This is a genomic window from Methylosinus sp. H3A (assembly GCF_015709455.1).
GTDB lineage: Bacteria > Pseudomonadota > Alphaproteobacteria > Rhizobiales > Beijerinckiaceae > Methylosinus.
Window position 1 is genome coordinate 1,056,169 of the sequence record NZ_JADNQW010000005.1, and the last position, 24,196, is coordinate 1,080,364.

Consider the following 24,196-nt stretch of genomic DNA (forward strand, 5'->3'; position numbering starts at 1 on the left):
TCCGGCGGGTTCGCAAGGAAAGAAGGGCGGAGAAAAGAAAAGGCGAGACCTCGCCTCAGATCAAATTTTTGGCGAGGGAGCGCTTGACGAGATCGCGAGAACTCGACGCAAAATCAAATCTATTTGCGAAATGAAACCTATTTGATGGAATCGCGGGCGCCGCGCGGATGCGCCGAGCGCCAGGCGTCGAGCAGCCGCGTCTTGTCGACGGCGGCGTAGATTTGCGTCGTCGAGAGCGAGGCGTGGCCGAGCAGCTCCTGTATGCTGCGCAAATCGCCGCCACGGCCCAGGAGATGCGTCGCGAAGGAATGGCGCAGCGCATGGGGCGTGGCGCTCGCCGGCAGGCCCAGCGCGCCGCGCATTCGCTCCACGGCGAGCTGCAATATGCGCGGCGAGAGGGGCCCCCCTCTCGCGCCGACGAACAAAGGGCCGCCGGCGAGGTGATAGGGGCAGAGCGCGATATACTCCTCTATCGCCCGGCGAACCGGCTCTATGACCGGGACCACGCGCGTCTTGCCGCCCTTGCCGGTGATGGAGACGCGGTCGACGGCCCCGATGGGAGCCCGGTCGCGCTCGATCGACAGCGCCTCGGAAATGCGCAATCCCGCGCCATAGAGCAGCGCCAGAGCAGCGGCGTCACGGGCGAGAATCCAGGGTTCGCGCGCTTCGCCGGCGCGGGTCTCGGCGCAGGTCAGGTCGCGGGCGTCGGCGACGCTCAGCGCCTTGGGCAGGCTGTGAGGCTTTTTGGGCGCGCGGACGGCGCCGAAGACGTCGGTCTTGGCAAGACCCTTTTTCTCGAGGAAGCGCATCAACGAGCGCACGGCGGCCAGCGCCCGCAGGAGCGAGCGATTCTCGAGCCCCTCGGTGCGGCGCCGCGCCATGAAGGCGCGTATATCGGCCGGGGCGAGCGCGCTCAATGTGGCGGCGTCCGCCGGCGCGCCGCGATGCTCGGCGAGAAACTCCAAGAAAAACCGTGCGTCGCGCGCATAGGCGTCGAGCGTGTGGCGGGAGGCGCGCCGCTCGCCGGCGAGATGGTCGAGCCAAGCCCCAGCCTCGGAGACGACATCGGGCGCCGCCAGAAAGGCGGCGCCCGATCTTTTGGTTGCGGCTCTTGGGGAATCGCGCATGGCGATAAGTGGTGGCGCGCGCGGATAAAGGAAGGGTAAACCCGCGCCCGAATGGCTCAGCTCTGCTGCACCTCGGCCCTCGCCTTGTCCAGCAGCTCGTCGAGAGTGCGACGAATCTGATGGTCGGACTGGTCGACGCCGGCCGCGGCGAAATCGTCCTTCACCCTGGAAAAGACCAGCTCGTCCGCATTGGCGGAAGCCTCCGCCGCCACCAGCGCCTCGGCGTAGGCCTCGGCCTCCGGCCCTGTTTTGCCGAGCTTTTCCGCGGCCCAAAGGCCGAACAGTCGGTTACGCCGCGCCTCGGCGCGGAACTGGAGCTCCTGCTCGTGGACGTAGCGCTTCTCGAAAGACTCTTCCCGGTTGTCGAATGTGCTCATGGCAACCCTCGGATGTTTTGTCGGCCCACGCTCATCAGGCACGATTGTGGATGTAGGCGATTCGGTCTGAAATCCAATGACATTCCCGGAATTAACGAAAATTTCAGTCAAGTTGTGTCCGCCCCTCGATTCGGTTAGTCTGGCGTGGCGGGTTGTAACGGCCGCCGGAACAGGATACGACCCGGTTCCATCCGCGGCCACTGCGAACGCCGCTTCGGACGGACGTCCCTTTTCCCGAGCCCGCGCTCAGGTCTGGGCGGCGGTCGTTTCCGAAGCCGAACCGAGGAGCCACGGGCCCGTCAGATGGATTTTCTCAAGCCCCGGTTGATCCCGATGAATCGCCGCCGCCGCATCTACGAAGGCAAGGCCAAGGTCCTCTATGAGGGCCCGGAGCCCGGGACGTTGATCCAGCATTTCAAGGACGACGCCACCGCGTTCAACGCCAAGAAGCACGAAGTCATCGACGGGAAGGGCGTCCTCAACAATCGCATCTCGGAATTCGTCTTCCAGCATCTGAACGATATCGGCGTGCCGACGCATTTCATCCGCAGGTTGAACATGCGCGAGCAGCTGATTCGCGAGGTAGAGATCGTTCCACTCGAGATCGTCGTGCGCAATGTCGCCGCCGGCTCGCTGTCCAAACGCCTCGGCATGGAGGAAGGCACGCAGCTGCCGCGCTCCATCATCGAATTCTATTACAAGAACGACGCGCTCGACGACCCGATGGTCTCGGAAGAGCACATCACCGCCTTCGGCTGGGCGAGCCCGCAGGAGATCGACGACATCATGGCCTTGGCCATTCGCGTCAATGATTTCCTCTCGGGCCTGTTCCTCGGCGTCGGCATCCGCCTCGTCGACTTCAAGATGGAGTGCGGGCGGTTGTGGGAAGGCGACATGATGCGTATCGTCGTCGCCGACGAGATTTCCCCCGACTCCTGCCGGCTGTGGGACATCAAGTCCAACGACAAGCTGGACAAGGACCGCTTCCGCCGCGACATGGGCGGCCTCGTCGAGGCCTATACGGAAGTGGCGCGCCGTCTCGGCATTCTGCAAGAGAACGAGACGCCCCGTCCGAGCCAGCCCAAGCTGGTGCAGTAAACCCAACAATCATCGAGCGCGCTCCCTTCTCCCACTCGTGGGAGAAGGTGGCCCCGCGAAGCGGGGTCGGATGAGGGCGGCTGCGGTTTCCGGGGACGATGAAGATGTCGAGCGCGCAGGGGCGCGGACCCTCATCCGACCCTCGCTGACGCGAGGGCCACCTTCTCCCGCAGGCGGGAGAAGGCGACGCGAATCTTTTCAAATCCTTGGATTCGAGTCCGAGTCGACGCCGCTCACTGCGCGGCGAGCTTGATCTCGGGATAGGTACAGCGCTCGCGGCTCTCCGCGTCGACATGCAGATGCTGCGGCGGCTCCACGAAGGGGATGCCCAGCGTGTGCCAGACATCGACCACCGCCTCGACCAGAGCAACGATATGCTCCGGCGTATGGCGCGGCGTGGGCGTGATGCGCAGACGCTCCGATCCGCGCGCGACGGTCGGATAATTGATCGGCTGGATATAAATATCGTGGCGCTCGAGCAGCATGTCGCTCGCCGCCTTGCACAGCTCGGCGTCGCGCACCATCACGGGCACGATATGCGAGCCATTCTCCAGAACCGGCAGACCGGCCGCAGCCAGCGCATGTTTGGTGATATGCGAGGCGCGCTGATGGGCGGCGCGCAGATCGGAGCGTGTCTTCAACACCCGAACGGCGACCGTCGCCGCGGCGGCGATGGCGGGCGGCAGAGCCGTGGTGAAAATGAAGGAGGCCGCATAGCTGCGAATGGCGTCGATCACCACACGGTCGCCGGCGATATAGCCGCCGAGCGTGCCGAAGCCCTTGGCCAGCGTGCCCTCTATGACGTCGATGCGATGCATGACGCCCTCGCGCTCGCAGATGCCGCCGCCGCGCGCGCCATACATGCCGACCGCATGGACCTCGTCGATATAGGTCATGGCGCCATGACGCTCGGCGAGCGTGGCGATCTCGGCGACCGGGGCGATATTGCCGTTCATCGAATAGAGGCTCTCGAAGACGATGAGCTTGGGCCGATTTCCGGCCTCGACGAGCAGCTCCTCGAGATGGGCGAGATCATTGTGGCGGAAAATCTTGCGCTCGGCGCGTGAGCGCTTCACGCCCTCGATCATCGAATTATGGTTGGAGGCGTCGGAGAGGATGACGCAATCGGGCAAGAGGTCGGCGATCGTCGATATGGCGGCGAGATTGGATATCCAGCCCGAAGTGAAGACGAGCGCGGCCTCCTTGCCATGGAGGTCGGCGAGCTCGCTCTCGAGCTCCACGATCGCATGGCTGGTGCCGGAGATGTTGCGCGTGCCGCCGGCGCCCGCGCCGACGCGCGAGGCGGTCTCCACCATTGCGGCGATCACCTCGGGGTTCTGCCCCATGCCGAGATAATCATTGGAGCACCACACCGTCACATCGCGGGTGGAGCCGTCGTCGCAATGCCAGACCGCTTGTGGGAAAGTTTCGACACAGCGTTCGAGATGGGCGAAGACCCGGTAACGGCGCTCCTCCTGGAGACGAGTGACTGCCGTCTCGAAAAAGCGCCGATAGTCCATGTGACGACCCTTTATGCCGCGATAAGGGGGACGGATACTCTTCGCCCCTCGCGAGATCGCTGCGCGCTCTGACCGCGCTGCTCCCGCTTTGTGCGTTTTGCTACATAAACTATCCGAAGAGGCTTGGCGAGAGGCAGATCGTCGCGCCGAGACGAAGTCATGAAAAGGCCACGAATCCTTTTCTCTCCGCGAGCGTGAGCGTGAAAGAATTTCCCGCTTCAGGACGGAAATCTATTTTGCGTCGCACAAAGTCTCCAACGGCAATCGGGCCTCGAGGCGCGCGCCGCGCGGCGATGCGGTGTCGAGCGTCAGCCGGCCGCCGAGGGCGGCGACGCGTTCGCTCATGCCGCGCAGGCCGATGCCTTCGCGCGCGCCGTCGCGGACCCCGGCGCCGTCGTCGCGCACGCTGACGCGCAATTCGCTTTTTCCGCCCGAAACAATGCGCTCCACCGTCACCTCGACTCGCGCTGCGCGCGCGTGGCGGAACACATTGGTCAGCCCTTCCTGGACGATGCGATAGGCGGTGAGCGCGATCGACTCGTCGAGCGGCGCCCCCGCCTCCTCGACATGCAGCCAGACGGCGACCTTCGGATAGAGATCGCGCCAGCCTTGGGCGAGCGCCTGCAATGCGCCCTCGAGGCCCATTTCGTCGAGCGCCGCCGGTCGCAGCCGCCCGAGGATGCGGCGATTGACCTGCTGCAGCGCGCCGAGCTGCTCGTCGATATTCAGGCAATCATCCCGACGGGCGCCTTCGAGCTTGCGGGCCAGCGCGCCGAGCCCGGCGCGTATGCTGAAGAGAAAGGGGCCGATCTCGTCGTGCAGATCGCGGGCGATGTCGCGCCGCTCCTCGTCCTGCACATGGATGATGCGCTCGACCAGCGCGCGATTCTCGGCGTCGAAACGCGCCAGCGTCTCCGCCAGCGCATCGACTCTGCCGGCGATGGCGACGAATTCCGGCGCGTCGCCGGCGACCATTCGGACGTCGCGGTCGCCGCGCTCGAGACGATGCAGCGCCGCGGCGAGCGTCGAGACGGGCGCGAGCGCGCGCGAGACGACGATCGACACCACGCCGAAGCCGGCGAGCGCCAGAGCCGCGGCGCCCAGCGCCAGCAGCCAAACCTCCTCCCAAATCTCGTCGATCTCGTCCCCTGGCTCCGCGACGAGCGCCAGCTCCCCGCCGAGCCGGCCGCGACCCTCGAGCGCGATGCGCGTCGCGCTGCGCGGGCCGGCGACGAGCGCCGCGAACCAGGCGGGCGCGCGCCGGTCCTCCCCCGTGATCGCCCTCTCCTCGTCCGAGCCGGCCATGAAGATATGGATGTGCCGCAGCCGCTCGACCTCGGCGAGCCGGCTGCGCAAGGCGGGAAGCGGGTCGTCGCTCTCCTCGACGCTGGCCAGCGCCGTCGCCACGAATTCCCGGGCGAGCCGGGCGGTGCTGTCGGCTTCCGCACGCACGCGGGAGGCGGCGTGCAGCATCAACAGGCCGACGCCGAGCGCGAGGCCCACGGCGAGCGTCGCGCCGAGCAGCGCCAACAGCCGGGCGCGAAGCGACAATCCTTTCAGCATGACGGCCCGCCTTTGCATTGCGCGGCGACTTTACGTAAGGGTAGCGCCCGGTCAATCCGTCCCGGCGCTTCCGAGCGAAGCGTCCCGCAACGAGGCGTCGTGAGTCAGCAAATGCGCGTCCTGATCGTCGACGATCATCCGATCATCGTCTCCGGCTGCGCTGCGATGCTCGCCGGCGAGGGCGATATAGAAGCGCGCGACGCCGGCGACGCGGAGACGGCGCTCGCCATCTTCGTCGAATGGCGGCCGGACGTCGCCGTGGTCGACATCAACCTCCCCGGCGCCTCCGGCTTCGAGCTGACGCGCCGCATGCTGCGCCACGACGCCGAGGCGCGCATCGTCATTTTTTCCATGAATGACGATCCGATCTTCGCCGCGCGGGCGATCGAGGCCGGCGCGCGCGGATATGTGACGAAGAACGACGATCCTTTTCTTCTGCTCAGAGCCGTGCGGGACGTCGCGGCGGGCGGCGTGTTTCTGATGCCGCGGCTCGCCAATCGCCTCGCCTTCGACAAGACCGCGGCGCTCGCCAATCCTCTGGCGGAGCTGAGCTCGCGCGAGCTGGAGATTTTGCGCATGCTCGGCAAGGGCTCGAGCATGACCGAGATCGCCGATGCGGTGCATGTCTCCTACAAGACGATCGCCAACACTTGCTCGCTGCTGAAGCGCAAGCTCGGCGCTCGCACGCCGATGGATCTGGTGCGCATTGCGATCGAGCAGCGTCTGGCGTGATGGCGGAGCCTCTTCCTTCTCCCGCCTGCGGGAGAAGGTGGCCCTTGCGAAGCAAGGGTCGGATGGGGGCCCGCGGAAATTCGCTTTCCAATTTTTCCCGAGCGTAATGTCAAAATATTCCTGAGAAAAAACAGCGCATCGGAACACGTTGCGCCCTCATCATCCGACCCGGCTACGCCGGGTCCACCTTCTCCCGCGAGCGGGAGAAGGGAGCGCGCACAATGATCGTGGATCAAACCAGCTCTTTCGCCAGTCTGTTCTCGACGGCGATGCGGATCAAATCGGCGCGCGAGCGGGCGCCGAGCTTGCGCTTCAGCAGAGAGCAGCTGTTCGCCACCGTCTTGTAGGACACGCGCATGATATGCGCGATCTCCGCCATGCCCTTGCCCTCGGCGAGCAGGCGCAAAATCTCGAGCTCTCGGCCATTGAGCCCCTCGAGCGGATTGGCGCCGTGCTTCTGATCGAAGAAGGCGAGCTTTTGCGCCACTTGATTGGAGAGATAACGCTCGCCGGCGGCGACCATCCGCACCGCCTTCACGAATTGCGCCGGGTCTTCGCTCTTGGCGAGATAGCCCTTGGCGCCATGCTCGATCGAGCGCGCGGCGAAGACCGGATCGTCGTTCATGGTGAAGACGATCGCCTTCGTGTCCGGCTTGCGCTTGAGCATTCGCCGTAGCAGCTCGAAGCCCGAAAGCCCGGGAAGATTAATGTCGAGCACGATGACATCCGGCTGCGCGGAAGCGTGCGCCTCGAGCGCAGCGTCGGCGTCGCGCGCCTCCAGCACTTCTATGTCCGATTGTCCGGACAACATGCCGCGGCATCCGGCAATCACCATGGGATGGTCGTCGACGATCAGCACGCGCATCGGGCCTAACCACTGTTCTGGAGTAGATTACTATGCGAATACAAAATCTTGTTTGTCAATCACCGGCCCGCGCGCCGGCGCAGGGCGAAAACGGGAGCATTCCATGTCGTTGAAGGCCCGGCTCGGCTGGCTCATCGCAGTCGTCCTCACCGCCATGCTGGCCGTCAATGTGGCGATCATGATCGGCCACGCCGGACCGCGCGTGCGCGCCGAGGCGGAGAGCATAGAGCATTTGTCGCATGAGCTCGTGGAAACGGCGCTGGCGAGCCTGCAGGAGACGCGCGACCCCATCCCCTCATTGCGGCGGCTCTTCGAAAATCTGCGCAATCTTCGCCACATAGAGATCGAGATCCTGCCCAATGACGACATTGCGCCGAGCTTCGACTCGAAATTGCGCGCCGAGATGCAGACCGGCGTGCCCGATTGGTTCGTGAGCCTCGTCGCGCCGGCGCCCAAGGTCGACATCATCCCCGCGCGGATCGGCGACATCCAATATGGCAATATCGCCATCATCTCCAATCCGGTCGACGAGCTCGCCGAAATCTGGTCCGATCTGTTGTGGCTCGGCGCGATCAGCCTCGCGGTCACTCTGCTGATGCTGGCCCTCGTGCTCGAGCTGTTGCGCCGCACGCTCGCGCCTTTCGACTCGCTCGGACGCGGATTGGCGCGGCTCGAGGCGGGCGAGAAGGAGGTGCGCCTCGATCTGCGCGGCGCCTCCGAATTCCAGGACATTTCGCATAAGCTCAACTCGCTCGCCGCCACGCTCGACCGCGTGCAGGACGAGAATCATTCGCTCATCGACCGCCTCTTCGCCGTCCAGGATTCCGAGCGCCACGACATAGCGCGCGATCTGCATGACGAAGCCGGCCCCTGCCTCTTCTCCATCCGCGCCGGCGCGGCGACGCTCGCCGCCTCGACGTCGGGCAATTTTCCCGACCCCGATCTGCTGCGGCGGACCTGCGCGAATATCGACGCCGCCGGACAGGCGCTGCAGACGCTGCTGCGCCGCATGCTCGAGCGACTGCGCCCGCCGGCCATGAGCGAGCTCGGCCTCGAGGCGGCGCTGCGCGGACTCTTCGCCTCCTGGAGCGGCAGCCGCGCCGATGTGCGGCTGTCGCTGCGCATCGCCCATGATCTCTCCTGTCTCGAAGAGAAGATCGCGCTCACCGCCTATCGCGTCGTGCAGGAGGCGCTCACCAATATTTTCCGGCATTCTTCCGCCGCCAACGCCGAGGCGCGGCTCGAATTCGTCGAGGCCCCGCCCGAGCTCGCGGAAACCGGCGGCGCCGAGGCGCTGCGCGTTCTGGTGGAGGACGATGGCGTGGGCCTGCCGGAGGAGCATAGATTCGGCCTCGGCCTCATCGGCATGAGCGAGCGCGTCCATGCGCTCGGCGGCCTCATGCGCGTGGAGCGCCGGCCGGAAGGCGGCACGCGCATAGAGGTGCTGCTGCCGCTTCCCGAGGTCGAGGAGCGCGAGGGCGACGATCTGTAGCGGAACTGCGGCCGCCCCACGCTTTGTGAGTTGGGCCGCCTCCGCCTATATTGGGAGAATCGGACATTCGGCTTGCCGTCTCTGCACGATGTTCGACGGGAAAAGGAGGCAAATATGACTTCTAAATTTCACGCTATCGCCCTCGGCGCGGGACTGTGCCTCGCATCGGCCACTGTCGCGCAACCTGTTTTCGCCGCGCCCTCGCCGATCAAGAGCTTCGATACGGACAATGACGGCACGCTCGACATCGCCGAGGTGAGCAAGGCCGCCGCCGCCGTCTTCGACAAGCTCGAGAAGGACAATGACGGCACGGTCGACCGCAAGGAGGTCGGCGCGCGCATCGGCAAGAAAGAATTCGCCGCCGCCGATCCGGACGATGACAAAACGCTCACGAAAGAGGAATATCTCGCTCTCGTCGCCAAGCTGTTCAAAGCGGCGGACAAGGACGACGAAGGCACGCTCGACGCCAAGGAGCTGAAGTCCAAGGCGGGCCAGGCGCTGCTGAAGTTGATTCGCTGAGCGAATAAGGAGCGGCCGGTCACGCGTCATGATCAAGCGTTGCGTCATCGGCGTCTCGGTCGCCGCTCTACTCTCTGTTCTTCCCGCCGCGGCCAAGCCGCTGCGGGTGAAATTCGGCGTGCTGCGCCAGCCGCATTCCAGCGAGACGCTGTCGATCCTCGACCTTCCGGCCGAGGACGACACGCTCGCCGGCGCGCTGATCGGCGTCGCCGACGACAACACGACCGGCCGTTTCACCGGCCAGAGCTTCGAGGCGATCGACGAGAAGCTCGCGAGCGGAGAAGACGCCGTCGCCGCCGCGCAAAGACTCCTCGACCAAGGCGCCATCGCCGTCGTCGCCGATCTTCCCGCTGGCGATCTTCTCCGCGTCGCCGACGCGCTGAAAGCGCGCGACGCTCTGCTCTTCAATGTGAGCGCGACCGATGATTCGCTGCGCGAGGAGGATTGCCGCGCCAATGTGATCCATGTCGCGCCGACGCGCTCCATGCTCGCCGACGGGCTCACACAATATCTCGTGTGGAAGCAATGGCGCCGCTGGCTCCTGATCAAGGGCTCGCATCTGGAGGACGAGCTCTTCGCCAAGGCCATTCGCGCGAGCGCCAAAAAATTCGGCGCCAAGATCGTCGACGAACGCATCTATGTCGACACGGAAGGCGGACGCCGCTCCGATTCGGGCAGCGTGCAGACGCAGCGGCTGATCCCGCCGTTGACGCAGGGCGCGGGCGCCTATGACGTGCTGATCGCCGCCGACGAGAACGAGGTGTTCGGCAATTATCTGCCCTATCGCAGCTTCGACCCGCGGCCGGTGGCGGGCTCGGCCGGCCTGTTCCCGACGAGCTGGGACGCCTCGCACGAGCAATGGGGCGCAACGCAATTGCAGAACCGCTTCCGCAAGGAATTCCGCCGCGGCATGAACGCCCGCGACCATCAAGCCTGGGTCGCCGCGCGCATGATCGGCGAGGCGGCGACGCGCGCCGGCTCCGCCGATCCGAAGGCGCTCTCCGCCTATCTCCTCGGCCCGGATTTCTCCATTGCGGCTTTCAAAGGCGTACGGCTTTCGCTGCGGCCCTGGAACCGGCAGCTGCGCCAACCTATTCTGCTCAGCGACGGCCGCATGACCGTTTCGGTGTCACCGCAGGAGGGCTTCCTGCACCAGACCTCCGAGCTCGACACATTGGGCGTCGACAAGCCCGAAACCAAATGCAGGCTGCAATGAAAATGATCAGAAATCTCCGTGCGCGACTCCTTCTCCCGCGAGGGGAGAAGGGGCGCGCGTTCTGCTCGGCTGCGATAGCGGCGCTGCTTCTCGCCGCCCCGGCGCAGGCCTTCACCGTCTATGTCAGCAATGAGAAGGGCAATAGCGTCACCATCATCGACACCGATAAGATGGAGGCGATCAAGACTGTGAAGGTCGGCCGCCGCCCGCGCGGCATAGAATTGTCGAAGGACAATTCCGAGCTCTACATTTGTGCCGGCGACGACGACACGATCCAGGTGCTGGATACGAAAACGCTGAAGATCACCGGCAATCTGCCCTCCGGCCCCGATCCGGAGCTGATGATACTGAGCCCGGACGGCAAGACCATCTATGTGTCGAACGAGAACGACAATCTCGTCACCATGATCGACACCGAGACGAAGCGCCAGGTGGGCGACGTCCCTGTCGGCGTCGAGCCGGAAGGCATGGCGGTGAGTCCGGATGGACGCATTCTCGTGAACACGTCCGAAACCACCAATATGGCGCATCTGATCGACACACAGACGAAGCAGATCATCGCCAATGTGCTCGTCGACGCGCGCCCGCGCTTCGCCGCCTTCAAGCCGGACGCCTCCGAGCTGTGGGTGTCGTCGGAGATCGGCGGCACGGTCTCCGTCATCGATCCGCAGAGCCATAAGGTGACGCAGAAAATCCGCTTCGAGATTCCGGGCCTTTCCAAGGAGGCGATCCAGCCGATCGGAATCTCCTTCACCGGCGACGGCAAGCGCGCCTTTGTCGCGCTGGGGCCGGCCAATCGCGTCGCCGTCATCGACACGGCGACGAAGAAAATCGAAAAATATCTGCTCGTCGGCCAACGCGTCTGGCATCTCGCCTTCACGCCGGACGAGAAATATCTTTTGACCGCCAATGGCGTCTCCAATGATATTTCCATCGTCGACACAGCCAGCCTCAAAGTGCTGAAGTCGATCCCCGTCGGCGCCTTCCCCTGGGGCATTGCGGTCGCGACCAAATGACCGACGAACCGCTCGCGCTCGATGTCGCGCATATCGGCCATAGCTATGGCGCGCGCCGCGCGCTGGACGATGTGAGCTTTTCCGTCGCATCGGGAAGCTTCACCGTGCTGCTCGGACTCAATGGCGCCGGCAAGAGCACGCTGTTCTCGCTCATCACGCGCCTCTACGCCGCGGGCGAGGGAAGAATCGAAATCTTCGGCCATGACGTCGCGCGAGAGAGCGGCGCGGCGCTGCGCCGGCTCGGCGTCGTCTTCCAGGCGCGCACGCTCGATCTCGAATTGAGCGTGATGCAGAATTTCGTCTATCACGCCGCGCTGCATGGAATCGGCGCCGGCGAGGCCAAGCGCCGCGGCTCGGGCCTGCTGGAGCGCGCCGGCCTCGCCGATCGCGCCAAGGACAAGGCGCGCGATCTCTCCGGCGGGCAGATGCGCCGCGTCGAAATTCTGCGCGCGCTGCTGCATGAGCCGCGCCTGCTGCTGCTCGACGAGCCGACCGTCGGGCTCGACATAAAAGCGCGCGCCGATATTCTCGCGCAAGTGCGCGCGCTCGTCGCCGAGCGGAGGCTCGCCGTGCTGTGGACCACGCATCTCATCGACGAGGTTGCGCCGAGCGACAATGTCGTCGTTCTGCATCAGGGCAAGGTGCTTGCCGCCGACACATCGGCGAATATCATGGCCGCAACACAAGCAGAGACGATCGGCGCCGCTTTCGAGCGGCTGACCGGCGCAAAAGCGCGGGACGCGGCATGATGCGGCGCGCGCATGAAACGGAATTCCAATGACGAGTGAGACGAGCGGTTTCACCGCGCGCCAATACGCCATCTGCCTCTCCGGCGTCGTCTGGCGCGAGGCTCTGCGCTTCCTGCATCAGCGCGAGCGCTTCGTCTCCGCTCTGGTGCGGCCGCTCGTCTGGCTGCTCATCTTCGCGGCGGGCTTTCGCCAGGTGCTCGGCGTCTCCATCATCCCGCCCTATGAGACCTATGTGCTCTATGAGGTCTATATCACGCCCGGTCTGATGGCGATGATCCAGCTCTTCAATGGAATGCAGTCCTCGCTGTCGATGGTCTATGACCGCGAGATGGGCAATATGCGCACGCTGCTGGTCTCGCCCTTCCCGCGCTGGTTCCTGCTCGGCTCCAAGCTGCTCGCCGGCGTCGCCGTGTCGATATTGCAGGTATACGCCTATCTCATCATCGCCTATTTCTGGGAGATCGAGCCGCCGACGCCGCTCGGCTATCTCACCGTGTTGCCCGCGCTCGTCCTCGCCGGCTTGATGTTCGGCGCGCTCGGCATGCTGCTCTCGTCGGCGATCAAGCAGCTCGAGAATTTCGCCGGCGTGATGAATTTCGTCATCTTCCCGATGTTCTTCGCCTCTTCCGCGCTCTATCCGCTGTGGCGCGTGCAGGAGTCCAGCCCCTTTCTCTATTGGGTCTGCGTCGCCAATCCCTTCACTCATGCGGTGGAGCTGATCCGCTTCGCCTTCTATGAGAAAATCTCCTGGGAATCGCTGGCCGCGGTCGCGGGTTACGCCACCTTGTTCTCGGCGGGCGCGCTCATCGCCTATGATCCGGCCAAGGGAATGCTGACGCGCAAGGGCGGCTGAACGGCCCGCCTTCATCCGACAGCTTCATAGGCCCTCTCCTTCTTCGGCGAGGCGACGGCGACGCCGGGCGTCGCATCGATCCAATCGACGGCGACCGGCTTGCGCGTGCGGAATATCTCCGGCGCCGGCAATGCGTCGGCGGCTTTGTAGCCGATCAACACCGAGGCGACGATGTCGACATCGGCGCCGAAACCCAGATATCGCCGAAGATCCCGTTGAACATTGAGATAGTTGGATTGAATGCATGTCGCCAAGCCGCGCGAATGGGCCGCGAGCGTGAGCGCATAGGTGAAATTGGCCAGCCCGAATGTTCTCGTCAGCGCATTCACGCGCACGAGCACAGGCACGTTTCGCAGCGAAGAAAAAAAGCAGCGCAGCCCATCGAGAAGCGAAGGCTTGGCCCAAGCCCTTCGTATCAGCGACGACAGCGAGAGAAAAACGAGATTCGCATATCTCTTCCTGTCGACGGTGCGATAGACGAACACCAGCCTCGGCGCTCCCTTCACCTCGAAGCGCCCTTGATACATAGAGATCACGCGCCGGCTCCAATCGACCGCCGCCGCGCTCGTGTCATTCGTGTCGCCATCGGACGCGAACGACGGGCGCTCCGCGGCGTCTTTCCGTAGAACCTGCTCCAGCACCGGAAAGACCGATTCCCATCCGGCCAATTCGAAACGCGCGATCACATCCTTCGAGGCCTCCTGTCCGAGAGCGATCACCTTCCATGCCTGAGTATTGCCTGGCGACGGCGCCCATGACGCGAGCTCGAAGATCTCCGAGAGCAGATCGTCGCCGACAGGCGCATCGCTGTAATGCCTGACAGCCCTTCGCTCGCGCAATCCTTGGTCGAGGCCGATCTTGTCCATGCGGTTCCTCCTGCGTCGAAGCCGACGCCGGCGACGATACGCCGGAGTCGGTAAACTCGCCTGCGGCGATCCGGCGTCAGTTCGGCGCGGCGGACATGATGACATCGGAATCGCCGGGCTCGTCCGCGGAGAGACCGGCGCCGATGGCTTTCGAGAAATGATGGTTGAGACGCTTCGGCCTTTTGCGATGCGCCGCGAGCGATTCGGCCAGCCGACTGTCGGCGCGTGACGACGCGCGCACGCGCGGAGCGTCGATGATCTCCTGCAGCGCGAGCGGCAGCGCGTCTATCTCGCCACCGAAGAACACTTGGGACATGATCTGGAGCAAATGCGCTTCGGCGATGCTTCGCGTCTTGCCCGTGCGATCTTCCACGGCGAAGAAGGCGTCGCCGATTCGCGCCGGCAGGCCATGAAAAACAGCCGCCATACGATCGAGCGCGACTTTCGCGTCGCGGATTCGTTCGCCAGGAGACAGACGCGCGATCTTTTCGCGATCGGCGAGAACTTCGGACAGCAACACCGGAATCGCATCCGTCACCATCGCTCGCGACATCACATCCCATCCGATGACGCCGGCCATGTGGCAGAGCCCGGACGTATGATAGGGGACGCCGATCCGCAGATGCGGCAGCAAAATCTTGCTGTCGGAGCGGGCGCAGACGATTTCGCGGCAGCTCAGCGCCAATTCGACGCCGGCGCCGACGAGATGTCCATCGACGAAGGCAGATGTGGGAACCGTGCGGCTCAATCTGCGCAGAGCGCAGGCTGCTCGAACGAAGTAGCTGTCCGTCGCGAGCAAATCCTCGCCGGCGCGCAATTGTCGCGCCGCCGCCTCGAAGTCCTTCAGATTGAGACCGGCGCAGGCGACCGAGCCGGACGCCGTATCGTAATCGAGCGTCAACCGATCGAAGGGCAGCTCGTGAAAGCGGCGAAGCGTCTCATAGAGGCTGTCCATCGCCGCTCGGGTCAGCGCATTGTGATTGGGCGGATCCGTTATTGTGACGAGAAGGGTCCGGTCGCTGGTTCTGTAGCGCATGCCTGCGACATCGCCGAGTCCGAGCACCGCACGCTTCGCTTCGTCCTGAAAATTGACGTCATGCTGCATCTGAAATCTCCCGCTCGCTTCGAGCGCCGCCTGAAATGGAGGCCGACCGCGCCGCCCGGCCGGCCGCGAACATAATTCTCTTTTCGCGGCTCGCATTCCCGTGGATCACACGGGGGGCGCCAGAGCGCATGAGCGGCGACGGCAGATATATCCGATGTCCGCGCGAGTGACGCGGGGCGACATCAAAATCCAGGCTGAAATTTCGGCGCGCCCGTGTCGACGGCCCGGAGCAGAAATGTGGCGATCCACGACGTCTCGGCCTCCACAAAGCTGCTCGGGACGGTTATTGCGATCACGATGATCGCGACCGCGAGAAGGAAAAGCGACGGGATCAGAAACTTTCGTCGGCGCCGCTCGATCGGACGAGGAACCCAGGGGATACGGCGGACCAGAGTCGGCGTCCGTCGCGCGGCCGCCTGCGTCATGCCCTGCTCCGATCGATTCTGCGCGTCGCGCCACGCGGCGAGCACGCGACGGGCGAATACGGTTTTCCATTCCGCATGAGCGTGATCGGGATGGAGCCAGATCATCAGCCAGCGCATGTGCTTTCGCATGTCGTCGCGGCTGGCTCCGGGCCTCACGCCGAGAATTCGATGACTGTCGGCGGCAGGAAAAAAAAGCATCTGCTGAACGTAGAATTCCGCCGCTGCTTTCACATAGCTCTTGTCCCTTCCAAAGAGCCGCGCAGCCAGATCGAGCGTTTCCTCGCAGCCGGCGGCGATTCGAATGACTTCCAGAACGTCGTCCGGCAAAGGCTGCTCGCGCGCGCGCGCCGCCATGGGCGGCATAGACGCGAGATCCAAAGCGCATTGCAACGCGCGACCTCTCGGCACGTCATTGTTCCATCATGGACGAAATCGAGCCGCTCTGCGCCTTCTTCGCGCCATAGCCGAAATATTCGTTCCCATAGGCATGCCCCTGTCCGTAAGCGTCGCCATAGGCGTAGCCGTACGAGTGACCGACATTTTTGGCGTCGAATTTATTCAGCAGCCCCCCGAGAAGCCGAGTCCTGGCGAAGTCGAGGCGTTTGACCGCCGCGCGGACCACGCGCCGACGCGTGCGCATCGCATCAACGACGAAGATCGCGCCGTCGACGAGGCTGCCGAGCAATGGCGCATCGGCCAGTCCGACGACAGGTGGGCCATCGATCACGACGATGTCGAATTTCTCTCTCGCCATCGCCAGAAGCGAGCCGAAGCGCGGTCCGGCCAGAAGCTCCGCCGGATTGGGCGGCACTGGTCCCGACGCCATGAAGGTGACGCCGAAGATGCGATTTTCGTAAACCGCCGCGGACGCGTCCATGGCTCCGGTCAACACATTCGTCAATCCCACATTGTTGTCGACCGCCAATATTTCATGCAGCGACGGCTTACGCATATCCGCGTCGATGAGAAGCACCTGCATTCCGAGCTGCGCAAAATTCGCGGCGATGCAAACAGACGTGGTCGATTTCCCTTCCCCCGGCTGCGAGCTCGTGACCAGCAAGGTCCTCGGCGCGCCCGTCGCCGTCGAAAATTGTATCGACGTGCGCAAGGAGCGATAGGCTTCCGCCATAGGCGACAGCGGATCGCCGATAATCTCCGTCGCCACCGAATAGCCGGCTCGGTCCTGCGACTTTTCCTTATCCCTCTTCGCCAACGGGATGACGCCGAGCACGGTGAGACCGAGCGCTTCTTCGATTTCCTCGGGAACTTTGAATGTATCGTCGAGGAACTCACGCACTGCGATGGTCACGATCGAGGCGATCACGCCAAAGACGAGAGCCGAGCTCAGATTCATCAGCAGCTTTGGACTCGACGGGCTCTTTGGCCGCTCCGCCTTGTCGATGACCGAAACATTGTTCGTCCCGATCGCGCCCGTGACGCCGACCTCCTTATATTGCTGAAGCAGCCCGTCATATAGCGACCGATTGGTGTCGACCTCGCGTTGTAGAATATTGTATTTGATGCTCCGATCCCGCAAATCGAGAGCCTCGACCTTCAGCGTCTCGATTCGCCTGGAGAATGACATTTCCTGATCCCGCGCGGCCTCGTAACGCGCCCTGATCGCCTGCCGGATGAAATCGACCTGCTCTCTGATCTGTCGATCATATTCTGCGATCTGAGACCGAAGCTGCCTCATCTCGGGAAAGTCCGGCTTCATGACGCCGAGCTTGTCCTGATAGTCCGCCATGAGCTCGGTTCGCCGTTCTCGGGCTCTTTGAATGTTCCTATCGTCGAGCACCTGAGGCAACCCCAATCCGGTCCCGTTCTGGGCCTGAATCCAGAGCTGCTCTTCCTTGATTCGTTGCGCCATTGCGACGCCGAGCGTGTCGTTGAGCGACTTCAGATTGGAGCCGGCGATGGAAAGCTTGTCGTCGACGCTCACGATCCCTTCCTTCTGCGCATAAGCGACGACCTGCTTCTCGGAGTCCTCCAATTTGAGCTTTACCTGCTGGAGCTTTTCCTCGAGAAAATTGCGCGCATAGTTGGAAGCGCTATAGCGACGGTCGAGCGTCATCGCCACGAAGTTTTCCGCGATCGCGACGCTGATCTGCTGCGCGAGGGCGGGGCTTGGGCTGCTGAAGTTGACCTTCACGATACGCGACATAGAAACAGGCTGAATCATCAGCCCCTTCATCACCATATCGATCGCTTGCCGACGCCTGCGCGCATTGTCCGGTTCGGCGTCCTCCCGTTTCGTGAACAGCTTTTGCAGCAGGCGCCCGACAATCGAGGCCTCGGCTTCCGCAAATTCCTTTTTGTCCGCGAGCGCGAGCGACGACACGACTCGCTCGGCCAAAGCATGACTCTTCAAGAGCTCATATTGCGTCGTGTAGAATTGGGGATCGTCGGTCCTCTCGACCATCGGGTCTTGAAGGCGCACGATTTTCGCGGCCTCTCGGTCGATCTGTATCGTCGTGGTCGCCGTGTAGATCCGCGGCGTCAGGAATGTGACCACGAAGCCGAAGAGGAGCGCCGATACGCAAATAGCCGCCACGAGAATTCGGTGCTTGACGAGCAGACCGACATATTTGAGGAAACTCGAAGCGCCGCTGCTTTCGTCGAAGCCCGACAGACGTTCGTCGTAAACAGCCGGGTAGCGCCTGCCCGCGGCGACCGCTCTCTCCGAATGCGCGGCGTCGAGAGCCACAGCAGACGGACCGGTCTCTGGCCCATGATCCGAACCCATCTGAGGACAACCTCTTCTAGCGTTTCACGCGGAGCGTCACCAAGGGAACGTCACCAAGGCTTGGCTCCGATACTGAGCATTGCGGGAACAGCAGATTTGAGGACTTGAACGCCGGTGCGCCCCAAAGATTCGTCGACGATAATCGTATCGCCCCCGTAAACCAGAGGGTCGGCCAACTGGCCGGAGCGAATGGCGGACACGTCGTATTTCGCGCTGATGCGCCTCTGATCCGAAACGCGAATCAACGTAACCGCGGAATCGCCGACATCGTTGATTCCTTCCGCCATCACGAGCGCCTGGAGCAAAGTGCTCTTGCCCTTGAGGGCATAAATGCCGGGCTTTCGCACAGCGCCTTCCACGGTCACGCGAAGTCCGACAGATTCCTTGACGAACACCGAGACCTGCGGCGACTGGAGATATTTCGCCGCGAGCTTGCGCGTGATCTCCGTTTCGAGCTCGCTCACGGTGCGGCCCGCAGCGGCGACGCCGCCGATCAAAGGAAATGAAATGCGGCCATTGCCATCGACCTGCGCCACTCTGCTGAGATTGGAGAATCCAAAAATATTGATCTCGAGAATATCCTGAGGCGAGATTCGATAGTCGCTCTGTGTGAAATCGGAATTGGCTCTGGCGGTGTCGGGCTCGGGAAGACTCGCTGTGTAGGAGGGATCGGCGCCGGCGCCGAGCTCCCCGGTAGCGCAGGCGGAAAGACTGACGACGCATGCGGCGACGAGCGCCGGCTTTCTGGAAATACGCACGATCATAATCCGGCCTTTGTTCACATGAGCGCGGTTTATCGCCTCGACCAATCGGTGGATGGAAACGGCCATTGCTCGTGAACGGCTCGTGTCGACCGAAACGCTTCGGGCGACGAATTCAACTGGGCTCGACGGCGCGATAGGGGTAATCGATTCGCACGGCGTCGAGCTTCCGGCGCCTATTGACGTTGTCGCCGGCGCTCTCGCGCCATGGACGGTTTCGCGAGGGCGCGTCGACCGACGCGAATTCTTGTCGATACCAGGCGATCGCATGGTCGACTGCGCGTTCGTTCAGCCTTTCACCGGCCAAAGCCACCATCAGCGTGCCGATGACGATTTCGAGATCGAGCCGTAGAGAGGCATGCTTGATATACCAGACGTCGAGCGCATTTTTTTCTTCCGGCGAAACGGTCGTCCCGCCATTGATCTGCGCCCATCCGGTGACGCCCGGACGCACGCTGAGCCGGGGCCCTGGATCGTCTGGTTGATCCTGCGGCAAGAGCGGCCGCGGTCCGATGAGCGACATGTGACCGACGATCACATTGTAGAGCTGGGGCAGCTCGTCGAGGCGCGTCGCGCGAATGATGCGCCCCACTCTCGAGAGGCGCTGATCTTCCGGCGCCGGTCGCCCATGCGCGTCGAAAGGAGCGCGATAGGTACGGAACTTGTAGAGAAGGAATTTTTGGCCGTTCTTCCCGATTCGCTGCTGCCAGAAAAGAATAGGCGCGCCGACGTCGAGAAAGACCACGTAAGCGACGCAGATCGCGAGAGGCAGCGTCACGACGAGCAGCAGGCTCGCCGCGCATGCATCGATCAGGCGCTTTGGCTTGAAGTAGTCGGGCGTCTCGAATTTTCCGGCCGCGCCGGTCTCCGCCGGGGCCGCCGGCGGAGACGCGATGAAATTCAACGCGTCCGATATGCCGACGATCGCCACGCCGCGCGCCTCGCATTGCGCTTCGATCTCTTCGAGAATCTCGGCGGGCAGGAACGTCCTGTCTTCGGCGAGCCAAATCTGATCGACATAGACGCCATGGACGGCGTATTCGTCGATAATGGGGCCGATGTCGCGAGGGCCGCCGACGATCGAGACGCCGGCGATCTTTCGACCGACGAGGGACGACCGACCGTCGAGCGCGGCGACGATCTGTGTCTTTCGCGGCCGGAGGAAATCGGTCAATTTGATCGCGGCCGAAGCGAAGCGATCGACGCCGACCACGATCACACGTCGTGGATCGGCCTCCCGCCCCCCCGAGTCGAGCCCGCCCTTCGGCCAGAGATCCTTGTGATGCGCGCGCGCCGCCATGCGTATCGCGATCATGCAAGCGCTCAGGACGAGGCCGTAGATCAACGGGGTCGAACGCGGCACCCCCTCGAGGCGCGTGAAAGCGAAGAGAATCGCGCAGCTGGAAGCGACGGCGCAAGCCGATGCGCCGCAGACGGCGAAGGCGTCACGCACAGAGAAAAATTGCCCCATGCGATCACTCAGCCGAAAGCCGAGAATCATGAGGATGGCGCAACCAGTCGAGATGAAGGCGTATTGATAGGGCGCCGCGGGAAAGTCGCCGAGATCGAGCAGGACGGGATCGCGCAATGCGAGCGCGATAAAGGGAGCTGCGGTCGCCGCCAGAAGATCGACGGCCTCGATTCGAAAACGAATTCGGTCTCTCGATGCCGGCGAAGCCAATCGCATGACGCACATTCTCCGATCGCGATCGGAAACTGGCGCGCATTTGTCGAAAAGTCACTCCGGGCTGGCGTCTAAGGCCAATGACGGACACGGGCGTCGGAGCGCGGTCGCGATGGCGTCGCGATACATCGTTGCGCGGCGGCGATGGATCGCATCTGCGCGGGAGAAGTCGTCAAAAAGCAAAGTCGCACGCCGTCGAATCGCAGGGCGCGCTATGATGATCGACGCGATCTGCACGGCTCGGTCGAAGCCCAGAGATCGGCCTGCGCGGCGACGCTCGTCGCCGCGCCCGGCGCGGGGCTCCGGCGAATCATTGGTGGATAAGTTCGCCGTTTCGTCCGCAAAGCGCATATTCGCCGCGATCTGCTCGATCGGTCGGAATTGGCGTCGGCTCGAAAAAACGAGCGTCGAAATATCCGCTACCGGCTTTTCGAGACCCTGCTCAGCGCGCCTCCCCGGCGGCGACGATCTGCCGGCTCTTCTCCGACATTTCGCGATAACGCTCCTGCCATTCGGTGGGGCCGTTGGAGGGCGAGACCTGCACCGCTGTCACCTTATATTCGGGGCAATTGGTCGCCCAGTCCGAATTATCGGTGGTGACGACATTGGTCTGGCACAGTGGATGGTGGAAGGTGGTGTAGACGACTCCCGGCGCGACGCGATCGGTGATCTTGGCGTGAAGCGTCGTCTCGCCGGCGCGGCTCTGCACGCGCACCCAATCGCCCTCGCGCACGCCGCGCGTCTCCGCGTCATACGGATGGATTTCCAGCACATCCTCTGGATGCCATTGGCTGTTCTCGGTGCGCCGCGTCTGCGCGCCGACATTATATTGCGAGAGAATGCGGCCCGTCGTCAGCAGCAGCGGGAAGCGCGGCCCGCTGCGCTCCTCTGTCGGCACATATTCGGTGATGACGAATTTGCCCTTGCCGCGCGCGAACTTGTCTATGTGCATGATCGGCATGCCCTCCGGCGCCGCGTCATTGCAGGGCCATTGCACCGAGCCGATCTCGTCGAGCTTGGCGTAGGAGACATGCGCGAATGAGGGCGTGAGCTTGGCGATCTCGTCCATGATCTCGCTCGGATGCGTGTAGCTCCAATTGCAGCCGAGCGCATTGGCGAAGAGCTGCGTCGCCTCCCAATCGGCATAGCGGGCCTTGGGGCTCATCACGCGGCGCACGCGCTGAATGCGGCGCTCGGCGTTGATGAAGACGCCGTCCTTCTCGAGGAAGCTCGCGCCGGGCAAAAAGACATGCGCGTAATTGGCGGTCTCATTGAGGAAGAGATCCTGCACCACGAGACATTCCAGCGCGCCGAGACCGGCGGAGACATGCTTGATATCCGGGTCGGACTGCAGAATATCCTCGCCCTGCACGTAGAGGCCCTTGAACACGCCATCGACGGCGGCGTCGAACATGTTGGGAATGCGCAGGCCCGGCTCGCCGTCCAGCGGCACGCCCCAGGCCTCCTCGAACAGCTTGCGCACATTGTCGTCGGAGACATGGCGATAGCCGGGGAACTCATGCGGGAAGGAGCCCATGTCGCAGGAGCCCTGCACATTGTTCTGCCCGCGCAGCGGATTGACGCCGACGCCAGGGCGGCCGAGATTGCCGGTCGCCATTGCGAGATTGGCGATGGCCATCACCGTGGTCGAGCCCTGGCTGTGCTCGGTGACGCCGAGGCCGTAATAGATGGTGGCGTTGCCGCCGGTGGCGTAGAGACGCGCCGCGCCGCGCACCAGATGCGCCGGAACGCCGGTGAACTTCTCCACCGCCTCCGGGCTGTTGCCCTCCTCGCCGACGAAGGCGGCCCATTCCAAATATTCGTCCCAATCGCAACGCTCGCGCACGAAGGCCTCGTTCACCAGCCCCTCTTGGACGATCACATGGGCGAGCGCGGTGACGATGGCGACATTGGTTCCCGGCCGCAGCGGCAGATGGAAGGCCGCGCTGATATGCGGCGAGCGCACCAGCTCGGTGCGGCGCGGATCGACGACGATGAGCTTGGCGCCCTCGCGTATCCGCCGCTTGATCTGCGAGCCGACGACCGGATGCGCGTCGGTCGGATTGCAGCCGATGATGAGAATGACGTCGGCCTCGGAGACCGAGTCGAAATCCTGCGTGCCGGCGGAGGTGCCGAAAGCCTGGCTGAGGCCGTAGCCGGTCGGCGAATGGCAGACGCGCGCGCATGTGTCGACATTATTATTGCCGAAGCCGCTGCGGATGAGCTTCTGCACCAGAAAGGTCTCCTCGCTGGTGCAGCGCGAGGAGGTGATGCCGCCTACGGCGAGCCGTCCATATTTCGCCTGAATGCGCTTGAACTCGGAAGCGGCGTGAGAGATCGCCTCCTCCCAGGACACTTCGCGCCAAGGGTCGGTGACCTTCTCGCGGATCATCGGGCTGGTCACGCGGTCGCGATGCAGCGCATAGCCATAGGCGAAGCGGCCCTTGATGCAGCTATGGCCATGATTGGCCTTGCCGTCCTTCCAAGGGACCATGCGGACGATCTCCTCGCCGCGCATCTCCGCCTTGAAGGCGCAGCCGACGCCGCAATAGGCGCAAGTGGTGACGGCGGAATGTTCCGGCTGGCCGATGGCGACGACGGAATTCTCGACCAGAGTCGCCGTGGGACAGGCCTGCACGCAGGCGCCGCAGGAGACGCATTCCGACTCCATGAAGGCCTCGCCGGCGCCCGGCGAGACGCGGCTGTCGAAGCCGCGGCCTTCGATCGTCAGCGCGAATGCGCCCTGCACTTCCTGGCAGGCGCGCACGCAGCGATTGCAGACGATGCATTTGGAGGGATCATAAGTGAAATAGGGATTGGACTTGTCCTTGGGCTTCCAATCCTCATTGCGACGGCCGTCGCGGCGCGCCGTCACATGGTTGCGACCATCGGAGCCATAGCGCACCTCGCGAAGGCTCACCGCGCCGGCCATGGCCTGCAGCTCACAATCGCCGTTGGCGGCGCAGGTGAGGCAGTCGAGCGGATGGTCCGAGATATAGAGCTCCATTATCCCACGGCGGATGGAGTCGAGCCGCGGCGAATAGGTCTTCACCGCAATGCCCGGCATCACCGGCGTCGTGCAGGAGGCCGAGAGATTGGCGCGCCCCTCGATCTCGATGAGGCAGAGGCGGCAGGAGCCGAAGGAATGGAGATTGTCCGAGGCGCAGAGCTTGGGAATTTCGACGCCGATCTGCATCGCCGCGCGCATGATCGATGTGCCCTCGGGAACGGTGATCTCCGCGCCGTCGATGGTCAGCGTGACCTCCTTCTCCGAGCGGGAGACCGGCGTGCCATAGTCGATTTCCTTGATGAGGCTCATTTTTCTGGTCCCCGCGGGTCGGAATGGTAAACTGTAATCTAATTACATAGCGATATAGATACGGTCAGAGGAGAGGTTTTTGTCAATATCTCCAAATCGTCGGTCGATAGGCGAAGCCTATAGTCTCGTGGAGGTAGCGCCGTTGCGTGGCGGCGGCCGGAGC

At 63.6% G+C, this 24,196-nt stretch carries 20 protein-coding genes; 8 read left to right on the forward strand and 12 right to left on the reverse strand.

Annotated elements, in window-relative coordinates; translation table 11 throughout:
* Positions 1-137: 137 nt before the first annotated feature.
* The gene (locus IY145_RS08075) at positions 138-1,127 is read right to left on the reverse strand and encodes a tyrosine recombinase XerC (protein WP_196407740.1); all 990 of its coding nucleotides are present in this window, start codon (positions 1,125-1,127) and stop codon (positions 138-140) included.
* 56 nt (positions 1,128-1,183) lie between these two features.
* The gene (locus tag IY145_RS08080) at positions 1,184-1,504 is read right to left on the reverse strand and encodes a DUF1476 domain-containing protein (protein WP_196407741.1); all 321 of its coding nucleotides are present in this window, start codon (positions 1,502-1,504) and stop codon (positions 1,184-1,186) included.
* A 303-nt stretch (positions 1,505-1,807) separates the two neighbouring features.
* Here IY145_RS08080 and purC point away from each other — a divergent pair, with 303 nt between their 5' ends.
* Positions 1,808-2,602, forward strand: a complete 795-nt coding sequence (purC, locus tag IY145_RS08085; RefSeq protein ID WP_018267133.1) for a phosphoribosylaminoimidazolesuccinocarboxamide synthase — start codon at positions 1,808-1,810, stop codon at positions 2,600-2,602.
* A 233-nt stretch (positions 2,603-2,835) separates the two neighbouring features.
* Here the strand turns inward: purC and hemA are convergent, their stop codons facing one another.
* Positions 2,836-4,122, reverse strand: coding sequence for a 5-aminolevulinate synthase (gene hemA, locus IY145_RS08090; RefSeq protein WP_196407742.1), 1,287 nt, complete (start codon positions 4,120-4,122; stop codon positions 2,836-2,838).
* A 231-nt stretch (positions 4,123-4,353) separates the two neighbouring features.
* Entirely contained in the window at positions 4,354-5,685 is a 1,332-nt protein-coding gene (locus tag IY145_RS08095) for a histidine kinase (RefSeq protein ID WP_196407743.1), read from the reverse strand.
* A gap of 111 nt (positions 5,686-5,796) precedes the next feature.
* Here IY145_RS08095 and IY145_RS08100 point away from each other — a divergent pair, with 111 nt between their 5' ends.
* Positions 5,797-6,417 (forward strand): response regulator transcription factor, encoded by a 621-nt coding sequence (locus IY145_RS08100; RefSeq protein ID WP_196410453.1) that lies wholly within the window; start codon positions 5,797-5,799, stop codon positions 6,415-6,417.
* A gap of 232 nt (positions 6,418-6,649) precedes the next feature.
* On the opposite strand, the gene IY145_RS08105 is transcribed toward IY145_RS08100, so the two are convergent.
* On the reverse strand, positions 6,650-7,282 hold the full coding sequence (locus IY145_RS08105; RefSeq protein WP_196407744.1) for a response regulator transcription factor: 633 nt from the start codon (positions 7,280-7,282) through the stop codon (positions 6,650-6,652).
* 103 nt (positions 7,283-7,385) lie between these two features.
* Between IY145_RS08105 and IY145_RS08110 the strand changes: the two genes are divergently transcribed.
* The 6 genes from IY145_RS08110 to IY145_RS08135 all read left to right on the forward strand — a co-directional run bounded on the left by IY145_RS08110 (position 7,386) and on the right by IY145_RS08135 (position 13,127).
* Positions 7,386-8,774, forward strand: coding sequence for a histidine kinase (locus tag IY145_RS08110; protein WP_196407745.1), 1,389 nt, complete (start codon positions 7,386-7,388; stop codon positions 8,772-8,774).
* 114 nt (positions 8,775-8,888) lie between these two features.
* On the forward strand, positions 8,889-9,293 hold the full coding sequence (locus IY145_RS08115) for a calcium-binding protein (RefSeq protein WP_196407746.1): 405 nt from the start codon (positions 8,889-8,891) through the stop codon (positions 9,291-9,293).
* A 28-nt stretch (positions 9,294-9,321) separates the two neighbouring features.
* Positions 9,322-10,509 (forward strand): ABC transporter substrate-binding protein, encoded by a 1,188-nt coding sequence (locus IY145_RS08120; protein WP_196407747.1) that lies wholly within the window; start codon positions 9,322-9,324, stop codon positions 10,507-10,509.
* 2 nt (positions 10,510-10,511) lie between these two features.
* Positions 10,512-11,525, forward strand: coding sequence for a YVTN family beta-propeller repeat protein (locus IY145_RS08125; protein WP_409455298.1), 1,014 nt, complete (start codon positions 10,512-10,514; stop codon positions 11,523-11,525).
* A complete protein-coding gene (locus tag IY145_RS08130) occupies positions 11,522-12,274 on the forward strand; it encodes an ATP-binding cassette domain-containing protein (protein WP_196407748.1) in 753 nt (250 codons plus the stop codon). The genes IY145_RS08125 and IY145_RS08130 overlap by 4 nt, the downstream gene beginning before the upstream one ends.
* A gap of 28 nt (positions 12,275-12,302) precedes the next feature.
* Positions 12,303-13,127, forward strand: coding sequence for an ABC transporter permease (locus IY145_RS08135; protein WP_196407749.1), 825 nt, complete (start codon positions 12,303-12,305; stop codon positions 13,125-13,127).
* A gap of 11 nt (positions 13,128-13,138) precedes the next feature.
* Here the strand turns inward: IY145_RS08135 and IY145_RS08140 are convergent, their stop codons facing one another.
* The 7 genes from IY145_RS08140 to fdhF all read right to left on the reverse strand — a co-directional run bounded on the left by IY145_RS08140 (position 13,139) and on the right by fdhF (position 24,033).
* A complete protein-coding gene (locus tag IY145_RS08140) occupies positions 13,139-13,993 on the reverse strand; it encodes a nitroreductase family protein (RefSeq protein WP_196407750.1) in 855 nt (284 codons plus the stop codon).
* Between the two features lie 76 nt (positions 13,994-14,069).
* The gene (locus IY145_RS08145; RefSeq protein WP_196407751.1) at positions 14,070-15,098 is read right to left on the reverse strand and encodes an enoyl-CoA hydratase/isomerase family protein; all 1,029 of its coding nucleotides are present in this window, start codon (positions 15,096-15,098) and stop codon (positions 14,070-14,072) included.
* 182 nt (positions 15,099-15,280) lie between these two features.
* On the reverse strand, positions 15,281-15,886 hold the full coding sequence (locus IY145_RS08150) for a hypothetical protein (protein ID WP_196407752.1): 606 nt from the start codon (positions 15,884-15,886) through the stop codon (positions 15,281-15,283).
* A 46-nt stretch (positions 15,887-15,932) separates the two neighbouring features.
* The gene (locus IY145_RS08155) at positions 15,933-18,269 is read right to left on the reverse strand and encodes a polysaccharide biosynthesis tyrosine autokinase (RefSeq protein ID WP_196407753.1); all 2,337 of its coding nucleotides are present in this window, start codon (positions 18,267-18,269) and stop codon (positions 15,933-15,935) included.
* Positions 18,270-18,319: 50 nt separating this feature from the next.
* Positions 18,320-19,033 (reverse strand): polysaccharide biosynthesis/export family protein, encoded by a 714-nt coding sequence (locus IY145_RS08160; protein ID WP_196410455.1) that lies wholly within the window; start codon positions 19,031-19,033, stop codon positions 18,320-18,322.
* Positions 19,034-19,145: 112 nt separating this feature from the next.
* Positions 19,146-20,618: a sugar transferase gene (locus IY145_RS08165; protein WP_246721852.1), complete on the reverse strand. Its 1,473-nt coding sequence runs from the start codon at positions 20,616-20,618 to the stop codon at positions 19,146-19,148.
* A gap of 538 nt (positions 20,619-21,156) precedes the next feature.
* Positions 21,157-24,033: a formate dehydrogenase subunit alpha gene (gene fdhF / locus IY145_RS08170; protein WP_196407755.1), complete on the reverse strand. Its 2,877-nt coding sequence runs from the start codon at positions 24,031-24,033 to the stop codon at positions 21,157-21,159.
* Positions 24,034-24,196 lie beyond the last annotated feature (163 nt).